The 18071-nt window shown below is 69.0% G+C and carries 13 protein-coding genes; 5 read left to right on the top strand and 8 right to left on the bottom strand.

Annotation, left to right across the window (positions count from 1 at the left end; genetic code table 11):
• The 3 genes from F3T56_RS43035 to F3T56_RS43025 form a co-directional block, all read right to left on the bottom strand.
• On the bottom strand, window positions 1-1028 hold a 1028-nt coding region (locus F3T56_RS43035), incomplete at its 3' end, for an alpha-amylase family glycosyl hydrolase (protein ID WP_246204613.1).
• On the bottom strand, window positions 1025-3172 hold the full coding sequence (locus F3T56_RS43030) for an alpha-1,4-glucan--maltose-1-phosphate maltosyltransferase (protein ID WP_149830922.1): 2148 nt from the start codon (window positions 3170-3172) through the stop codon (window positions 1025-1027). The genes F3T56_RS43035 and F3T56_RS43030, both read right to left, overlap by 4 nt.
• 94 nt (window positions 3173-3266) lie before the next feature.
• A complete protein-coding gene (locus F3T56_RS43025) occupies window positions 3267-3539 on the bottom strand; it encodes a DUF5133 domain-containing protein (RefSeq protein ID WP_149830921.1) in 273 nt (90 codons plus the stop codon).
• A gap of 312 nt (window positions 3540-3851) precedes the next feature.
• Here F3T56_RS43025 and F3T56_RS43020 point away from each other — a divergent pair, with 312 nt between their 5' ends.
• A complete protein-coding gene (locus F3T56_RS43020) occupies window positions 3852-4445 on the top strand; it encodes a pep a2 (RefSeq protein WP_149830920.1) in 594 nt (197 codons plus the stop codon).
• A 125-nt stretch (window positions 4446-4570) separates the two neighbouring features.
• Window positions 4571-6760: a glycogen debranching protein GlgX gene (gene glgX / locus F3T56_RS43015; RefSeq protein ID WP_149830919.1), complete on the top strand. Its 2190-nt coding sequence runs from the start codon at window positions 4571-4573 to the stop codon at window positions 6758-6760.
• A 222-nt stretch (window positions 6761-6982) separates the two neighbouring features.
• Here the strand turns inward: glgX and F3T56_RS43010 are convergent, their stop codons facing one another.
• From F3T56_RS43010 to F3T56_RS42990, 5 genes are all read right to left on the bottom strand, one after another.
• Window positions 6983-7783, bottom strand: a complete 801-nt coding sequence (locus F3T56_RS43010; RefSeq protein ID WP_149830918.1) for a VOC family protein — start codon at window positions 7781-7783, stop codon at window positions 6983-6985.
• A 188-nt stretch (window positions 7784-7971) separates the two neighbouring features.
• A complete protein-coding gene (locus F3T56_RS43005) occupies window positions 7972-9003 on the bottom strand; it encodes a LacI family DNA-binding transcriptional regulator (RefSeq protein WP_149830917.1) in 1032 nt (343 codons plus the stop codon).
• Entirely contained in the window at window positions 9000-9905 is a 906-nt protein-coding gene (locus F3T56_RS43000; protein WP_149830916.1) for a carbohydrate ABC transporter permease, read from the bottom strand. Before F3T56_RS43000 ends, F3T56_RS43005 begins: the two co-directional genes overlap by 4 nt.
• Window positions 9902-10825, bottom strand: coding sequence for a carbohydrate ABC transporter permease (locus tag F3T56_RS42995; RefSeq protein WP_149830915.1), 924 nt, complete (start codon window positions 10823-10825; stop codon window positions 9902-9904). The genes F3T56_RS43000 and F3T56_RS42995 overlap by 4 nt, the downstream gene beginning before the upstream one ends.
• Entirely contained in the window at window positions 10822-12144 is a 1323-nt protein-coding gene (locus F3T56_RS42990) for an ABC transporter substrate-binding protein (RefSeq protein WP_149830914.1), read from the bottom strand. The genes F3T56_RS42995 and F3T56_RS42990 overlap by 4 nt, the downstream gene beginning before the upstream one ends.
• 210 nt (window positions 12145-12354) lie before the next feature.
• Between F3T56_RS42990 and F3T56_RS42985 the strand changes: the two genes are divergently transcribed.
• From F3T56_RS42985 to F3T56_RS42975, 3 genes are all read left to right on the top strand, one after another.
• Window positions 12355-14382, top strand: coding sequence for a beta-galactosidase (locus tag F3T56_RS42985; RefSeq protein WP_149830913.1), 2028 nt, complete (start codon window positions 12355-12357; stop codon window positions 14380-14382).
• A gap of 431 nt (window positions 14383-14813) precedes the next feature.
• Window positions 14814-16382 carry a glycoside hydrolase family 53 protein gene (locus F3T56_RS42980; protein WP_149830925.1) on the top strand — a complete coding sequence of 523 codons (1569 nt, stop codon included), beginning with the start codon at window positions 14814-14816 and terminating at the stop codon, window positions 16380-16382.
• A gap of 234 nt (window positions 16383-16616) precedes the next feature.
• Window positions 16617-18071: DUF1996 domain-containing protein (locus F3T56_RS42975; protein WP_149830924.1), on the top strand; the 1455-nt coding region annotated here is incomplete at its 3' end.

Raw genomic sequence — 18071 nt, 5'->3', positions numbered from 1 at the left:
TCGCGTTCTTCGTCGGTGACCATTTCCAGCGTCAACTCGTCGTGGTTGCGCAGGAAGATGCCCCACTGGCAGTTGGCGGGGATCGCGGGGGTCTTGGCGAGGATTTCCGAGACGGGGTAGCGGGATTCCCGCCGCACCGCCATGAAGATCCTCGGCATCACCGGGAAATGGAACGCCATATGGCATTCGTCGCCGCCGCTGGGGAAGTCGCCGAAGTAGTCGACGACGTCCTCCGGCCACTGGTTCGCTTCCGCGAGGATGACTGTGTCCGGATACAACGCGTCGATCTCCCGGCGGACGCGCTTGAGAAACGCATGGGTCGCGGGCAGGTTTTCGCAGTTGGTTCCTTCCTCCTGGTACAGATACGGCACCGCGTCGAGGCGGAATCCGTCGATGCCCAGGTCCAGCCAGAAGCGGAGGGCCGCCAGCATTTCCTCCTGGACGGCCGGGTTCTCGTAGTTGAGGTCCGGTTGGTGGGAGAAGAAGCGGTGCCAGTAGTACTGCTTGCGCACCGGGTCGAAGGTCCAGTTCGAGACTTCGGTGTCGACGAAGATGATGCGGGCGTCCTGGAACTGCTTGTCGTCGTCGGCCCAGACGTAGTAGTCGCCGTAAGGACCTTCGGGGTTGTTCCTGGACTCCTGGAACCACGGGTGCTGGTCGCTGGTGTGGTTCATGACGAAGTCGATGATGACGCGCATGCCGCGTTGGTGGGCGGCGTCGACGAATTCGACGAAGTCGGCGAGGTCCCCGAATTCCGGGAGGACGGCGGCGTAGTCGGCGACGTCATAACCGCCGTCCCGCAACGGCGACTTGAAGAAGGGCGGGAGCCAGATGCAGTCGATGCCGAGCCATTGCAGATAGTCGAGTTTGGCGGTCAGGCCCTTGAGGTCGCCTACGCCGTCGCCGTTGCTGTCCTGGAAGGAGCGGACGAGGACTTCGTAGAAGACGGCGCGTTTGAACCAGTCCGGGTCCCGGTCCTTCTGCGGGGTGTCCTCGAAGGTGTCCGGGATGGGTTTGTTCATGGTCATGACGTTCCGGACCCTCCGCTCCGGGGCAAGGAAGACGTGCGCTCGGCGTGGAACTCGACGTGGAAGATGTGCGCGGGTGCCCGCCCGGGTTCCAGGCGCACGTAGTTCGTGCTTCCCCAGCGGTAGGTCTCGCCCGTCAACTCGTCGTGCACGGGCACGCTTTCGTCCGTGTCGAGGCCGAGCTGTGCCATGTCGAGACAGACCGTGGCCTGCTGGGTGTGGTGGGGGTCGAGGTTGACGACCACGAGAACCGCGTCCGGGCCCGTGCGCTTGCTGTACGCGATCACCGCGTCGTTGTCGGTGTGATGGAAGCGCAGGTTCCTGAGCCCGTGCAGTGCCGGACTGCGCCGCCGGATCGCGTTGAGCTTGCCGAGCAGGAGTGCGATCGTTCGGCCGTCGCGTTCGGCCGCGTCCCAGTCGCGGGGGCGGAGTTGGTACTTCTCCGAGNGTGCGATCGTTCGGCCGTCGCGTTCGGCCGCGTCCCAGTCGCGGGGGCGGAGTTGGTACTTCTCCGAGTCGAGGTACTCCTCGCTGCCGGGCTTGAGCGGGGTGTTCTCGCACAGTTCGTAGCCGGAGTACACGCCCCAGGTCGGCGAGAGGGTCGCGGCCAGCACGGCGCGGAGTTCGAAGGCGGGCCGGCCGCCGTGCTGGAGGAAGGCGTGCAGGATGTCGGGGGTGTTGACGAAGAAGTTCGGCCGCATGTACGCCGCTGCCTCGCAGGCGAGTTCGGTGGCGTACTCGGTGAGCTCGGTCTTGGTGTTGCGCCAGGTGAAGTAGGTGTAGGACTGCTGGAAGCCGGCCGCGGCCAGGGTGTGCATCATCGCCGGGCGGGTGAAGGCCTCGGCCAGGAAGATCACGTCCGGGTCGGTGCGGTTGATGTCCGCGATCACCTGTTCCCAGAACACCACCGGTTTGGTGTGCGGGTTGTCGACGCGGAAGATCCGCACCCCGTGGTCCATCCAGTGCCGCAGCACGCGGGTGGTCTCGGCGATCAGGCCGGGCATGTCCGCGTCGAAGGCGATGGGGTAGATGTCCTGGTACTTCTTCGGCGGGTTCTCCGCGTAGGCGATCGTGCCGTCGGGGCGGTGGTGGAACCACTCCGGGTGTTTGTGGACCCAGGGGTGGTCCGGGGAGCACTGCAGCGCGAAGTCCAGCGCCACCTCCAGCCCCACCGCGCGTGCTTCGGCCACGAAGTGGTCGAAGTCCTCGATGGTGCCCAGGTCCGGGTGGACGGCGTCGTGACCGCCCTCGGGGGAGCCGATCGCCCAGGGCACGCCGACGTCGTCGGGGGTGGGGGAGAGGGTGTTGTTGCGGCCCTTGCGGAAGGTGGTCCCGATCGGGTGGATGGGCGGCAGATAGACCACGTCGAAGCCCATGCCGGCGATGGCGGGCAGGCGGCGGGCGGCGGTACGGAAGGTCCCGTGGGGCTGCTCGGGGGTGCCCTCGGAACGCGGGAAGAACTCGTACCAGGAACCGAACAGCGCCCGCTCCCGCTCCACCAGCAGCGGCAGCGGATCGCTGGAAGTGACCAGCTCCCGCAGCGGATGGCGGGCCAGGACCTCATCCACCTCCGGCGTCAACGCCGCCGCCAGNGTGACCAGCTCCCGCAGCGGATGGCGGGCCAGGACCTCATCCACCTCCGGCGTCAACGCCGCCGCCAGACGCGCCGCGACCGGCAGGCTGTCGTCACGCAACCGCTCCACCGCGGCCAACAGGGCACCACGCGGGGCACCCTCGGGCACCCCGGCGGCTGCCCGCGCGTACAGCTCGGCGCCCTCCTCCAGGACGAGTCCGGTGTCGATGCCGGCCTGGATCTTGATGCGGGCGGTGTGCCGCCAGGTGGCCACCGGGTCGCTCCAGGCCTCGACCCGGTAGGTCCACCGGCCCACCGTGGTCGGGGTGACACAGGCGCCCCAGCGGTCGGTGCCGCGGGCCAGTTCGCGCATCGGGGTCCGCGGGGCCGGGCGGCCCTCCGGGTCCTTGAGTACGACGCTGGCGGCGACCACGCCGTGCCCTTCCCGGAAGAGCGTCGCGGTGACCTCGAAGGTCTCGCCCACCACCGCCTTCGCGGGGCGTCTGCCGCACTCGACGAGCGGGCGGACGTCCCTGATGGGGATACGGCCGAAGGCCGGGGTCTGGCTCACGGGTCTCACCTCCGCCGTGCTCGGGATGGGTATTGCGCCGAACGTCCGCCGTGCCCGGGACGGGTATTGCGCCGAACGGGTGCCGATACGCGTCCTACCGCCCTGCGGCGGAAGGCCGGCCGGACGGAGGACCGCGTCTGGCGGCCTTGCTCTGACGGCGCTGGCCGGCCTGTTCCTGGAGGTACCGCTCGGCGGCCGCGACGGCTTCGCGGGCACAGCGCTTGCCCATCAGCACGCACAGCGTGTAGCCCGAGTCCTCGAAGTGGTCCCGGGCCGCGTGGTCGGCGGGGGACGCGAGCATCATGCGTTCCCACATCCGGTACCGCCGCAGATGCCTGGCCACCTCTTTCTTGGCTGGCAGCAACATGTGCTGGTCCTCCCGGCACCCTCGATGGAGCACGCTTCCCTGGGGAGGTCGTGCGCTGGAGCGGCATCGGCGCCTCGTGCGGCCGAGCCTTCACTCATGGTGCACGGGTGACGACCGAGCGTCTTGTTGGTGCTTCAACTACCTCAGGAGGCGCTCGTGTTGCACGAATGGCGTAGCGCTCTCACTCTTGAGCTACTCAGAAGTGATCGGTGCTCACGCCTCGTGCTCGGGCCTCGTCCGTGAGGACGATCCGGGGCTCGTTCCGCGAGGGCGAGCAGAGGCGGGAGCTACGCCGGTGAGGAGCCAACGACGATGAAGACCGCAGTGCCTAGCTACTACCACCTCGACGTGGAAGTCAGTCCGGAACGGGTCGGACAGGTCAGCCGCATCCTGGCCGCTCACCTCCGGTTCTGGGATCTGGAGACTCTCGTCGAGCCCGTCTGCCACAGCGCCGAACTGCTGCTGCGAGCGATCGACGAGCACGCGACGGACAAGAACACCTCGATCGAGATGTGGTGGAACGGCCATCACCTGATCGCCGCCGTCGGGGAGAACGACCGCGAGCTGCGCCCGGACCGGGAGCTGCGCCCCTGTCTGACCCGCATCGCGGCGCTCAGCGACGGCTGGGGCGCCTGCGCCACGGACACCGGCAGCACGGTCATCTGGTTCACCCAGCGAGCCCCGGTCGACCAGAGCGTCCCGCTCGTCCCGACGAAGCCCGAGCCGGCGCTGCGGGAGGTGCTCCAGGTGCCCCGCGAGGTACCGGTCGCCGCCCTCGCAGGGTCGCTGAGCGAGGCGCCGAGCGGGGCGCCGAGTGCAGCGCCGGACACGGAGGCGGCCGCGAGGTCGAGCCGGGCGGCGGGCACGCAGCCGACCGCGTCGAGCGCCTGCGACGCCGCGCGGTGACTGGGCGGACGAAGCGGAACGGGCGCGCGCGACCCGGCGGGAACGGGTCCGCGCGACCCGTCGGCAAGGCGGCCGCGCGGGCCGACAAGGCAACGCCCGCGCGGCCGCCGCACGAGAAGCGCGAGATGCGCGAGATGCGCGAGGAAGAGGTGCCCGTGTGGAGCGGGCACCCCTACCCGCTGGGTGCGGCCTACGACGGCACGGGCACCAACTTCGCGCTGTTCAGCGAGGTCGCCGAACACGTCGAGCTCGTCCTCGTGGACGACGGCGGCGGCCATCGCACCGTCCCGCTGACCGAGGCCGACGGCTTCGTCTGGCACGGTCGTCTCCCCGGCGTCGGCCCGGGACAGCGCTACGGCTACCGCGTGCACGGCCCCTGGGACCCGGCCGCCGGCCACCGCTGCGATCCGGCGAAGTTGCTCCTCGACCCGTACACCACGGCCGTGGACGGGCAGGTGGACAACCACCCCTCCCTCTACGAACCCGGCGCCGACAGCGCCGGCCACACCATGCTCGGCGTGGTCACCGACCCGTTCTTCGACTGGGGCGACGACCGCCCGCCCCGGCGCCCTCACGCCGACACGGTCATCTACGAGGCCCACGTGCGCGGCCTCACCCGCACCCACCCGGATGTCCCCGCCGAACTGCGCGGCACCTACGCCGGGTTGGCGCATCCCGCGGTCGTCGAGCACCTCACCTCGCTCGGCGTGACCGCGATCGAGCTCATGCCGGTGCACCAGTTCGTGCAGGACGGCGTCCTCCAGGACCGCGGCCTGTCCAACTACTGGGGCTACAACACCATCGGCTTCTTCGCGCCGCACAACGCCTACGCCGCCCACGGCACCCGGGGCGAGCAGGTCACCGAGTTCAAGTCGATGGTCAAGGCGCTGCACGCGGCCGGTCTCGAAGTGATCCTCGACGTGGTCTACAACCACACCGCCGAGGGCAACGAGAAGGGCCCCACCCTCTCCTTCCGGGGCATCGACAACGCCTCGTACTACCGTCTGGTGGACGGCGACTGGGCCCACTACTACGACACCACCGGCACCGGGAACAGCCTGCTGATGCGGCACCCGTACGTGCTTCAGCTGATCATGGACTCGCTCAGGTACTGGGTCACCGAGATGCACGTCGACGGCTTCCGCTTCGACCTCGCCGCCACGCTGGCCCGGCAGTTCCACGAAGTGGACCGGCTGTCGGCGTTCTTCGACCTGATCCAGCAGGACCCGGTGATCAGCCGCGTCAAGCTGATCGCCGAGCCGTGGGACGTGGGCGAGGGCGGCTACCAGGTGGGCAACTTCCCGCCGCTGTGGTCGGAGTGGAACGGCAAGTACCGGGACACGGTACGGGACTTCTGGCGTGGCGAGCCGCACACGCTCGGCGAGTTCGCGCTCCGGCTGACCGGCTCCTCCGACCTGTACGAGCACAGCAGGCGCCGACCGCGCGCCAGCGTCAACTTCGTCACCGCGCACGACGGTTTCACCCTGCGCGACCTCGTCTCGTACGACGACAAGCACAACGAGGCCAACGGGGAGGGCAACCGGGACGGCGAGAGCGTCAACCGCTCCTGGAACTGCGGCGTCGAAGGCCCCACCGCCGACCCGCGCGTCCTCGCGCTCCGCGCCCGCCAGCAGCGCAACCTCCTCGCCACCCTGCTGCTCTCCCAGGGCATCCCGATGCTCTGCCACGGCGACGAACTGGGCCGCACCCAGCGCGGCAACAACAACGCCTACTGCCAGGACAACGAGGTCTCGTGGATCGACTGGCGGCTCGACGCGGAGCAGCACGCCCTGCTGGACTTCACCCGCCGGCTCATCGCCCTGCGCGCCGTCCACCCCGTACTGCGGCGCCGCCGCTTCTTCCACGGCGACACGGCGACCCACGCCGACCAGCCGCTGCCCGACCTGGTGTGGCTGCTGCCGGACGCCCGTGAGATGACCGACGAGGACTGGGACCGCTCCGACGCCCACTCCGTCGGCGTGTTCCTCAACGGCGACGCCATCGCCGAACCCGACCCGTACGGCCGCCCCGTCGTCGACGACTCCTTCCTCCTCCTGCTGAACAGCCACTGGGAGCCCATGCCGTTCCGTCTCCCCGGCACCGAGTACGGCGAGCGCTGGACGACCCGTATCGACACGGCCACCGAGCCGGAGCCAGGGGAGCAGGGCCCGGACGAGTCGGAGTACAAGGCCGGCGCGGAGATCGTCGTGGAGGCCCGTGGTCTGGTGCTGCTGTCGCGGCCGTCCCGGGGCGGGGTGAACGAGCGGCGAACAGCTGTTCCGGAACGGGGTGTGCCGCGCGGGCAGCGGGCATAGAGGGAGCCCCTCTACTCCTCCGTACGGCTGCCCGCGGCCACCTAGCCCCGTACTTCGCAGGTCGCCGAAAAGGTTCTCCGCAGCGGCCCCACCGCGTCCGATCTCGACCGGGCCGGACCGGGACAGCTATCGCCGCTGCGGTTCCGATCGGCTAGCGATCAGCTACGACCGCTTGATCTTCACGATCGGGTGACCTGCGAAGTCCGGGCCTGGCTGTCGCGGTCAGTGTGCGACGCGTGAGGTGACCGTGAACTGGGCGCCGTCCGGATCGCGCAGCCGCGCCTCGTCCGTGCCCTGCACGAGGACGGTTCCGCCGTGCTGCTGGGCGGCCTCCACACAGGCCGCCACGTCGGAGACCGAGAAGTGGATCTGCCAGTGGGGCCGGATCGTGGGATCGGGTGCCGCCTCCAGCGCCCCGGAGGTGATCCGGGCCACGACCGTGCCCTGGGAACGCAGCACGACCTCGTTCGCCTCGTAGCGGACCTCGCAGCAGCCGGGCTTCTCGGAGGCCCACTCCAGGACCTCGCCGTAGAAGATGGCGGCGTCGAAGGCGTCCCGGGTGTGGAGTCTGACGAAGGCGGGGGAGGCCTTGCGCCAGGTCTCCCAGTCCGTGAAGAGCTCGCCCTCCCAGATCCCGAAGGTGGCCCCGTGCCGGTCGGCCAGCAGGGCCGCCCGGCCGGGAGGGAAGGAGAGGGGACCGACCGCGACCGTGCCGCCGCGCTCCCTGGCCCGGGACGCCGCAGCGTCCGCGTCGGACACCGCGAAGTACGGCGTCCAGGCGACCGCCATCTGCCACAGCACCGCCACCCCGGCGATCCCGGCCACCGGCACCCCGTCCGCCAGCGCGATCCGGAAGTGATCGCCGAGTTTGGCCGTGCGCCATTTCCAGCCCAGCACGGCCGAGTAGAACCTCTCCGTGGCCGGCACGTCCCGGCTGGTGAGGCTCACCCAGCAAGGGGCCCCGAACACGGAATGGGTGGACACGACGTTCGCCGCGTCCCTGGAGTTCGTGTCGCTGTTCATGGCAGTCGCGTCCTGGTCTCGTCCACCGGCACACATCCGGCCGCACTCCAGTGTCCAACCGAATGCGGGACCGGCGCCCGCCGAGTACCCCCGTGCGGCCCTCCGACCCGGTGGCGACGCGCTCTTCCGCGGACCGTGTGGATGACCGTTCGGGGGATGACCAGGCAGCCCCGGAGGAGACCTGTGGATCAGGTCGACTCCCGCCTTATCAGCTCCGTCGGAAGGATCACCGCCGCCGGGTCCTCGCCGCCGATCTGGGCCAGCAGCACCCGCACCATCTCGGTGCTGATGCGGTCGTAGGGCTGGCGGATGGTGGTGAGGGCGGGGGTGGACTCCGTCGCCGCGGTGGAGTCGTCGAAGCCGCCCACGGACACGTCCTCGGGGACCCGGCGGCCCGTCCGGCGCAGTACCGTCAGGGCACCCTGGGCCATGAGGTCGGAGGCGACGAACACGGCGTCCATGTCCGGGGCCTGGGCCAGCAGCCGCTCGGCGCCCGCCTCGCCGCTGGCCCGGCTGTAGTCACCGGAGACGATGAGGCGCTCGTCGATCTCGACGCCCGCCTCGGTGAGCACCTCCTTGTAGCCGGCGAGGCGATCCACACCACCCGGGCTGTCCAGCGGGCCGGTGACGACCCCGATGCGGCGGCGGCCCAGCGACAGCAGATGGCGCACCATGTCACGGGCGCCGTCCCGGTCGTCGGCGGCCACGTAACTCACCTTGGAGCCGCGCCCCATGGGCTTACCGCACTGGACGAGAGGCACGCCGGCCTGGCGCAGTTCCTCGGCGACCGGATCGGCGGAGTGGCTGGACACCACCAGCACACCGTCGACGTGGCCTGCCGTGATGTACCGCGTGATCCGGCGCCGCTCGTCCTCCGTGCCCGCCAGCATCAGCAGCAGCGGGATGTCGTGCGCGGCCAGCGCCTGGGTGCAGCACCGCAGCAGGACATTGAAGTTGGGGTCCTCGAAGAGCTTCTCCTGCGGTTCCGTCAGCAGGAAGCCGATCGAATCCGAGCGTCCCGTGATCAGCGACCGCGCGTGCCGGTTCACGACATAACCCGTCTTGCGGATCGCGGTGTTGACCGCCTCCGCAGCTGTCGGGCTGACGTAGTGGCCGCCGTTGAGCACGCGCGAGACGGTGCCCCGGGAGACCCCGGCCTCGCGGGCCACGTCGTGAATCGTAGGCGGCTTGCGCCGGCCCCCCGTGTTGCTCATGGTCATGACTTTACGGCTCCGGAGAGCAGGTCGAGGCTCCAGAAGCGCTGGATGACCAGGAAGAGCGCGATCAGCGGGATCACCGCGAGCAGCGCACCCGTGATCACCAGGGTGTAGAGCGCCGGAGTGTTGGAACCCTGTTCGAGGAGCGTGAACAGCCCCAGCGTGATCGGGAACTTCTCGTCGTCGCTGAGCATGATGTACGGCAGCAGGAAGTTGTTCCACACGGCCACGAACTGGAACAGGAAGACCGTCACCAGACCCGGCACCATCATCGGCAGCGCGACCCGGGTGAAGATCCGCCACTCGCTCGCCCCGTCCATCCGCCCGGCCTCGACCACGTCGGAGGGCACGGCCGCGGCGGCGTAGATCCGGGACAGGTAGACGCCGTACGGGGAGAGGATCAGCGGCAGCAGCACCGCCCAGTAGGTGTCCGCGAGGTCCGCCTTGGCCAGCAGCAGATACTGCGGGATCGCGAGGATCACCGGCGGCATCAGCACGCCCGCCATCAGGACGTTGAAGACGGTCTCGCGGCCCTTGAAGCGGTAGATCGCCAGCGCGTAGCCGCTGATCGCGGAGACCGCGGTGGAGAGGAGGGCGCCGACGCCCGCGTACAGGGCGGAGTTGCCCATCCACTTCCAGTAGACGCCGTCGCGGTAGGCGCTCAGGTCGGACAGGTTGTCCGCGAAACCGGTGCCCGGGAAGAAGGTGAACGTGGAGAACAGCTCGCTGCCCGACTTGGTGGCCGCGATCAGCACCCAGGCCACGGGCAGCAGACAGTAGATCGCGCCCAGCAGCAGGGCGAGCGTCGGGACGAGCGCGATGCGGCGGCGCAGCGGCGGGCCCTGGGCGGTGCCGGGCGTGGTGCCCGCCGCCGGTGCGGTCTTGCGGACGGCAAGAGAACTCATCGTGCTGCCTCCTGCTTGTTACGGGAGTTCGCGGCCCTCAGGAAGCCGAAGGAGAGGACCAGCGTGGCCACGGCGATGATCACGGCACCCGCGGCGGCCGAGTAGATGTCGCCCTCGCCGAACGCGTCCCGGTGCACCTTCATCAGCGGACTCCAGGTCGTGGAGACCGAGTTGGTGAGGGGCTTGAGGGTGGTCGGCTCGCTGAACACCTGGAGCGTGGCGATGATCGAGAAGAAGAAGGTCAGCACCAGCGAGGGCGCCACCATCGGGATCTTGATCTTCAACGCGATCTGCAACGGGGTCGCGCCGTCCAGCTTCGCCGCCTCGTACACCTCGGTCGGGATCGCCTGCAGCGAGGTGTAGATGACGATCATGTTGAAGCCGGTGCCGCCCCACACCGCGATGTTCGACAGCGCCGCGTACAGACCGCCGCCGTCCAGCAGGTCCGGCTGCGGCAGGCCCAGCTTTTCGAGCACGAAGTAGAACGGGCTGACGTCCGGGAGGTAGAGGAAGCCCCAGAGCAGGGCCGCCACGACGCCCGGAATGGCGTACGGAAGGAAGATCGCCAGCCGGGTGAAGGGGGCCAGCCTGACCTTGTCGCTGTCCAGCATCAGGGCGAAGACCAGCGCCAGACCGAGCATGACGGGGACCACGATCGCGCCGTAGCCGAGGACGCGGAGCGCGCCGTCGAGGAGCTCGGAGTCGGTCAGGGCGTCGGCGTAGTTCTCGAAGCCCGCCCACACTTCCTGCCGCGCTCCCGAGCCGAGGCCCAGCCCCTTGACCTGCACCTTGTGCAGGCTGAGCCAGATCGCATAGCCGATGGGGAGCGCGAAGAAGAGGGCGAAGAGGATCGTCGCGGGGAGGAGGAAGGCGTACGGGGCCCCCTTGACCCCGTACGCCTTCCGGCGTGCCGTTGTCACTCCGCGACCTCGAAGCCCTGCTTCTTCATGTCGGCGACGGTGGTGTCCTGCATGGTCTTCAGGGCGGCACCGAAGTCCGACTTGTTCTTGGCGGCGGCGCCGAACGCGTCCTTGAACGTGGTGTACGCGACGTTCACGTTCGGACCCCAGGCCGAGGGCGCGGTGGTCGTCGCGATCTTGGAGGCCGTGGCGTAGAAGTCCGTCTGGTTCGAGAAGAACGCCGGCGGCTCGGCGAACGCGTCACTGGTCTGCGCGGTCGTGGCGGCCGGGTAGATGCCACCCTCCTTCGCCAGCGCGGTCAGCGCGTCCGGGTCCGTGTTCAGCCAGGCGGCGAACTTCGCGGCGGCACCCTTGTTCTTCGAGTCCGTGGTCACGGCGGTCGAGGAGCCGCCCCAGCTGCCGGTCACGTCCTCGCTCTTGGACCACTGCGGCAGCGGAGCCATCTTCCACTTGCCCGCGGTGTCGGGGGCCGCCGTGGTCAGCGTGCCGGGCGCCCAGACCGCACTGACCCAGGCGATCTGCTTGCCGGTGTTGAGCGCCTTGTTCCAGGCCGGGGTGTACATCGGCTGGTTGTCGATGGCGCCGTCCTCGACCAGGCCGCCCCAGAAGTCGGCGACCTTCTGCGTCGCCGCGTCGTCGATGCCGACCTTCCACTTCTGGCCCTCGGTGGTCCACCACTTCGCGCCCGCCTGCTGGGCGAGACCGGCGAAGAGACCGGAGTCGTTGGCGGAGAAGGTGGTCAGGTCGACGTCCGCGTCGGCCTTCTTCAGCTTCCGCGCGGTCTCGGCGAACTCGTCCCAGGTCGTCGGAACGGTCAGGTCGTACTTCTTGAAGAGGTCCTCGCGGTAGTAGAACATCATCGGCCCGATGTCCTGCGGGATCGCGTACACCGCGTCCGAGCCCAGCGTCGTCTGCTGCCAGACACCCTCGGCGAACTTGCTCTTCGCGTCCCCCGCCTCGCCCGCGATGTCGGCGACCGCGTCATTGCTGACCAGCGTCGGCAGCGCCTGGTACTCGGCCTGCACCAGGTCCGGGCCCTTGCCCGCCTTGTGTGCGGTGAGGATCTTGGTCACGAGCGTGTCGCCGGAGGCCTGCTTCTTCACCGTGACGGTGATCTGCTGCTCCTTGCCGGGACCCTTGTTCCACAGGTCCACGACCTTGTCCATGCCCGGCGTCCAGGTCCAGTACGTCAGCTTCGCCGGCCCCGACTGGGCCTCGCTGTCGTCGTCGGATCCGCCGCACGCGGCGAGCGTGGTGGCACCGAGGGTCACTGCGACAGCGGTGGCCACAAATCGACGGTGTCTTGTGATGCTGGGCATGGATCTTTCTCCCCTGACCTGGGTCCTCGCCTGCTGCGAAGACCATGCCATGCTCCTGTGAGCGTTCACAGGTAGTGCTTCTGTGAGCGTTCACAGTAGAGAAACATCCCGGACACTTGTCAATGGTTGTTGCTGTGCGGTTATGTTGGGCTTGCACCGCCGCCGCTGTGTGTGCACGTTCCCAAATGATCGATTAAACGGGAGAGATCCATGCCGGAGACCACCCCCACGGGCCTCACCAGGCTCGCCTTCGGTGGGGACTACAACCCCGAGCAGTGGCCGGAAACCGTCTGGCACGAGGACGTCCGGCTGATGCGCGAGGCGGGCGTCACCATGGTGAGCGTCGGCATCTTCTCCTGGGCCCTGCTGGAGACCTCACGAGGGGTGTACGACTTCGGCTGGCTCGACCGGCTGCTCGACCTGCTCCACGAGAACGGCATCCGCGTCGACCTCGGCACCCCGACCGTCGTACCGCCCGTCTGGTTCTACCGCGAGCACCCCGAGGCGCTGCCCGTCGCCGCCGACGGCACCCGCTACGAGTTCGGCTCGCGCGGCGCCATCTGCCACAGCAACGCCGACTACCGGGTCGCCGCCGCGGACATCACCGCGAAGCTCGCCGAGCGCTACGCCGACCACCCGGCGCTCGCCCTGTGGCACGTGCACAACGAGTACGGCGTCCCGGTCTCCGCCTGCTACTGCGACTCCTGCGCCGCGCACTTCCGCCGCTGGCTGGAGCGCACGTACGGCGACGTCGAGGCGGTCAACGAGGCCTGGGGCACCGCCTTCTGGGGCCAGCGCTACACCGACTTCGCGCAGATCAACCCGCCGCGCGTGACGCCCACGGTCGGCAACCCCGGCCAGGCGCTCGACTACAAGCGCTTCGCCGACGCCACGATCCGCGAGAACTTCGTGATGGAGCGGGACATCCTGCACCGCCTGTCGCCCGGCATCCCGGTCACGACGAACTTCATGACCGCGCTCAGCCAGTGCGACTCCATCGACTACTGGGCCTGGGGCCGCGAGGTCGACCTCGTCACCAACGACCACTACCTGATGACCGACGGCCGCCGCACCCACGTCAACCTCGCCATGGCCGCCGACATCACCCGCTCGGTCGGCGGCGGCGCCCCCTGGCTGCTCCTGGAGCACTCCACGTCCGGTGTCAACTGGCAGGCCCGCAACCCCGCCAAGGCCCCCGGCCAGATGGCCCGCAACTCCCTCGCCCATGTGGCACGCGGCTCCGACGGCGCCATGTTCTTCCAGTGGCGGCAGTCCCGGCGCGGCGCCGAGAAGTTCCACTCGGCGATGCTGCCGCAGGCCGGCACCGACTCCCGGGTGTGGCGCGAGGTCGTCGAACTGGGCGCCTGTCTCGACTCGCTGAGCCAGATCCAGGGCACCCGCACCCAGGCCGACGTGGCCGTCCTGTGGGACTGGCACTCCTGGTGGGCGCAGAACCTCGCCTGGCGCCCCAGCGAGGATCACGAGGCCCGCGAGCGCGCCGACGCCTTCTACGAGGCCCTCTACGACCGCCACCTCACGGTCGACTTCGCCCACCCGGAAGCCGACTTGTCGGCCTATCCCCTTGTCGTCGTACCCGCCCTGTACCTGATGACCGAGGCCGCCGGGCGCAACCTCAAGGCGTACGTCGACAACGGCGGCACCCTCGTCGTCTCGTACTTCTCCGGCATCGTCGACGAGCACGACGCCGTCCACGAGGGCCCGTACCCCGGCGCCCTGCGCGACGTGCTCGGCCTGACCGTCGAGGAGTTCTCGCCGCTGCTCGGCGGGGAGAGCGTCCGCATCACCGGGCCCGACGGCTCCGAGCTGACCGGCGATGTGTGGACGGAGTTCGTGGTGCCGCGTGGCGCCGAGACCGTGTGGACGTACGCCGACGGACTTGCCGCCGACAGGCCCGCCGTCACCCGGCACCGGCTCGGCGAGGGCTCCGCGTGGTACGTGTCCACCCGGCTCGATGCGCACGGCCTGGACGCGCTCCTCGGCTGGGCGGCCGACGAGGCCGGCCTCGCGCCCCGCGCCGACCTGCCGCGCGATGTCGAAGTGGTGCGCCGTGCGGGGGAGTCGGGCTCGGGCGAGTTCCTCTTCGTCATCAACCACACCCCGCTCGACGCGAAGGTGCCGCTGGAGACGGCCGGCACCGAGTTGTTGACCGGTGAGCGCGCGGCGGGCCGCCTGGCCGTGCCCGCCGGGGCCGTCAGGGTCGTACGACTCGACCGCTGACCGGCTGATCACAGACGCGGTGGGCGACGCCCGGTCACAGAGCCGTACGACGTGACCGGCCGCCGGCCCACCGGGCCGTCCCACGTGACGGCAGGCAAGAAAGCCGTCCGACGAGGGGGTGGCCGCACAACGGCCGCCCGGTGCGGCGGCAGGACAGCCGCTCGATGTGACGGCTGCGCAAGGTGGTCGTCCGACGCGGCGGCCGCACCCGGCCCGGGCTCGCTCCCCGATCCCCGGCCACGCGCCCGGAGTTGACCCCCAGCTCCGGGCCACCTGCGGGCGGTTCCCCCAGCCCCGGGTCGCCCTCGAAACGCCGACCGGATTCCTGGGGACGTCCGGTCGGTCAGGGCGGCGCCGTGCCCACGGCCTTCGGGTACGGCGCCGCCGCAGCACCGCTCAACCAGGTCCCCGTCCTTGTCGAAGGGACGACGATGTTCCACGCGAGACGCGCCTTCAAGGCCCTGCTCATACCGCTGTTCGCAGGCCTGGCGCTCACCACCCTGCCCGCCACCTCGGCCAACGCCGCCTCGACGCTCACCAACGGCGGCTTCGAGTCGAACGGCACCGGGACCGCGACGCCGACCGGCTGGTCGACGTACTCGGCGGCCGGGCAGAACTCCGCCTCCTTCACCGAGTCCGGTGGCCACGGCGGCAGTTACCGCCTCTCCCACTGGTCGTCCTCCGCCTACAAGGTGGAGACCTACCAGTACCTGTCCGGCCTGACCAACGGGAACTACAAGCTCACCGCGTGGGTGCGCTCCGGCGGTGGTCAGAACTCCGCGTACATCGCGCTGAAGAACTGCGGCAGCGCCGAACAGCGCACCGACATCCCGGTCTCCTCCAGCGGATGGATCCGGATCGTCACCTCCATCGCGGTGACGAACAACCAGTGCACCATCAGCATCAACTCCGACGCAGGCGCCGGTAACTGGATCAACGTCGACGACCTGACCTTCGCGTCCGGTGCGACGGGCCTGTCCATCAAGGGCTCCGACGTGTCGTCGCTCATCAAGAGCGAGGCCAAGGGCGGCGTCTACCAGTGGAGCTCCGGCACGACCGGCGACGCCCTCGCCATCCTCAAGAACGCCGGGCAGAACTACGCGCGCGTCAAGGTCTGGGTGAACCCCGCCGACGGCTACAACAACAAGACGCGTGTGCTCGCCGCCGCCAAGCGCATCAAGGCGCAGGGCATGAAGCTGCTGGTCGACTTCCACTACACGGACACCTGGGCCGACCCGGGCGCCCAGACCGTGCCGTCCGCGTGGGCCGGCCACTCCTACAGCCAGCTGAGGACGGACGTCTACAACCACACCTACGACGTCCTCAACGCCCTGAAGGCGCAGGGCACCACCGCCGACATGGTCCAGGTCGGCAACGAGATCAACGGCGGCATGCTGTGGCCCACGGGCTCCACCTCCAACTGGGGCCAGCTCGCCGGACTGCTCAACTCCGGCTACGACGCGGTCAAGGCGGTCAACTCCTCCACCCAGGTCGCGCTGCATCTCGCCAAGGGCGGTGACCTGTCCGGCACCCGCTGGTGGTTCGACAGCGCGGTCTCGGGCGGCGTGAAGTTCGACGTCATCGGCCTGTCGTACTACGGCTACTGGCACGGCACGCTCGCCGACTTCCAGACGACCCTGGACGACGCGGCGTCCCGCTACGCCAAGCCGGTCTTCGTCGCCGAGACGGCCTACCCGTTCCGTCTGGACAGCGAGGACTCGCACGAGAACATCATCGACCTGTCGAGTGAACTCGTGTCCGGCTACCCGGCCACGACCGCCGGCCAGACCCGCTGGATGAAGGACATCGCCAGCATCGTCGAGGCCGTCCCGAACGGCCGTGGCCTCGGCATCTTCTACTGGGAGTCCACCTGGACCGCCGTCACGGGCAACGGCTGGGACCCGACCGACGCCTCCTCCGGCAACGGCTGGGAGAACCAGGCCCTGTTCGGCTACGACGACAGGGCGCTCCCGGCGATGGCGTGGTTCAGCCACCGCTGACGCCCCCACCCCACGAAGAAGGGTCCGTACGCCTCGGCGTACGGACCCTTCCGTCGTTCAACCGCCGCATACTCGCGGCCATCAGGATTGTCTTCCTATGCGCTGTTTGCGTATAGAGGAACCTACGAATCTGGGAATCGGCTGAGTATTTGATGCTCATATCCGTATCTGAGGACACGCGCGCGAACCGTGCCGGAAGTCCGCCGGCTCCCGGAGATGTCCTTGAGAGGCCTGATGAGACGCAACACGCGAAAGAGATCGAACACTGCCCGCCGGGTGGTTGGCGCGGTGGCCGCGGTGGCTGTAGGCGCCGGTGGACTGGTGGCGGTCAACATCTACGCCTCGGCCGGTGAAACGAACGCGTCGAAGGGCTCTGCCCAGAACCAGGCGCTCGCGGCCGGAACGTCCACCATCGACTGCCCCGACGTCGGCCAGCAGTTGACAGCGGTGCCGGCCCAGGCCAAGGCCCAGGTCGACAAGGAACTGGCACTTCTCGACAAGCAGATTTCCGAGGCGTACCAGCGTCTTTCCACCTCGCAGAGGGCGATTCAGCAGGATCCCAACTTCGCGCAGAACGCGATCGTGGGTCCGCTGAAGGACAAGCGGAAGGCGGCGATCGACCGGATCGCCATCGCCATCGGCCGGGTGGGAACCAAGCCGCAGGGCCTCGACGCTCTGGCGGCCTGCACACTGCGCGCCACCGGCAACCAGCCCGCCCCCGGTCAGGGCGGCGGCAACAACCAGGGTGGCAACAACACCAATGCCGGAGCGTCCGGCAACGGCCCCGTCGCCGCCGACTTCGTGGACATCACCAAGGTGAAGCGCAATGTGCGCACGCCGGCCAGGTCGGCGAAGGCTTCGAAGGGTGTCTTCGTCAGCAAGTGCGGGGTGAACGCCAACAAGCTGTACAACAGCGACAACGTCATCGTCGCGCCCGGTGTCACCAACGGCGCGCACCACATGCACGACTACGTCGGCAACCAGGACAACGACGCCTTCTCCAGCGACCAGGACTTCGCCAAGGCCGGGACCAGCTGTCAGAACAAGGGCGACAAGTCGTCGTACTACTGGCCGGTGCTGCGCCTGCAGGACGGCACCAAGGAGTTCGACGCCGCCCAGCAGGGCGGCGGCGCCGAGGGCAACACGGGCCGGATCCTGACGGCCAAGAAGGCCACCTTGAACTTCGTGGGCAGCCCCCGCGGCAAGGTGGTGGCGATGCCCAAGTTCCTGCGCATCATCACCGGTGACGCCAAGGCGTTCGTCAACGGCACGGCCAACGCCAACGCCTCCTGGAGCTGCACCGGTTTCGAGAACAAGGTGCAGTTGAAGGACAAGTACCCGCTCTGCCCGTCGGGCAGCGACGTGGTACGCACCTTCAAGTTCCAGAGCTGCTGGGACGGCAAGAACATCGACAGCGCCAACCACCGTACGCACGTGGCCTTCGCCGATGCGGCCGGCAACTGCCCGGCCGGCTTCAAGGCCATTCCGCAGCTGGTGCAGCGTCTGGTGTACGACGTGGACGCGCCCAGCGTGAAGGACAACGGCAAGACCCGTCCGTTCTTCTCGTTGGACGGCTTCCCCGAGCAGCAGCACAAGCCGGTCACCGACCACGGTGACTTCATCAACGTCTTCGACCCGAAGCTGATGAACAAGGCGGTCCAGTGCATCAACACCGGACGCAAGTGCAGC

Origin of the sequence: Streptomyces tailanensis (genome assembly GCF_008386495.1) — a bacterium.
Lineage (GTDB): Bacteria > Actinomycetota > Actinomycetes > Streptomycetales > Streptomycetaceae > Streptomyces > Streptomyces tailanensis.
This window is presented reverse-complemented; position numbering and strand designations above follow the sequence as displayed.

What these genes read in the sequence shown, in the direction of transcription:
- glgX (WP_149830919.1), top strand. Translation starts at nt 4,571, where the DNA reads ATGCGCGAGATGCGCGAGGAAGAGGTGCCCGTGTGGAGCGGGCACCCC.
- F3T56_RS43025 (WP_149830921.1), bottom strand. Translation starts at nt 3,539, where the DNA reads ATGTTGCTGCCAGCCAAGAAAGAGGTGGCCAGGCATCTGCGGCGGTAC.
- F3T56_RS42990 (WP_149830914.1), bottom strand. Translation starts at nt 12,144, where the DNA reads ATGCCCAGCATCACAAGACACCGTCGATTTGTGGCCACCGCTGTCGCA.
- F3T56_RS42985 (WP_149830913.1), top strand. Translation starts at nt 12,355, where the DNA reads ATGCCGGAGACCACCCCCACGGGCCTCACCAGGCTCGCCTTCGGTGGG.
- F3T56_RS42980 (WP_149830925.1), top strand. Translation starts at nt 14,814, where the DNA reads ATGTTCCACGCGAGACGCGCCTTCAAGGCCCTGCTCATACCGCTGTTC.
- F3T56_RS43005 (WP_149830917.1), bottom strand. Translation starts at nt 9,003, where the DNA reads ATGACCATGAGCAACACGGGGGGCCGGCGCAAGCCGCCTACGATTCAC.
- F3T56_RS43000 (WP_149830916.1), bottom strand. Translation starts at nt 9,905, where the DNA reads ATGAGTTCTCTTGCCGTCCGCAAGACCGCACCGGCGGCGGGCACCACG.
- F3T56_RS43010 (WP_149830918.1), bottom strand. Translation starts at nt 7,783, where the DNA reads ATGAACAGCGACACGAACTCCAGGGACGCGGCGAACGTCGTGTCCACC.
- F3T56_RS43020 (WP_149830920.1), top strand. Translation starts at nt 3,852, where the DNA reads ATGAAGACCGCAGTGCCTAGCTACTACCACCTCGACGTGGAAGTCAGT.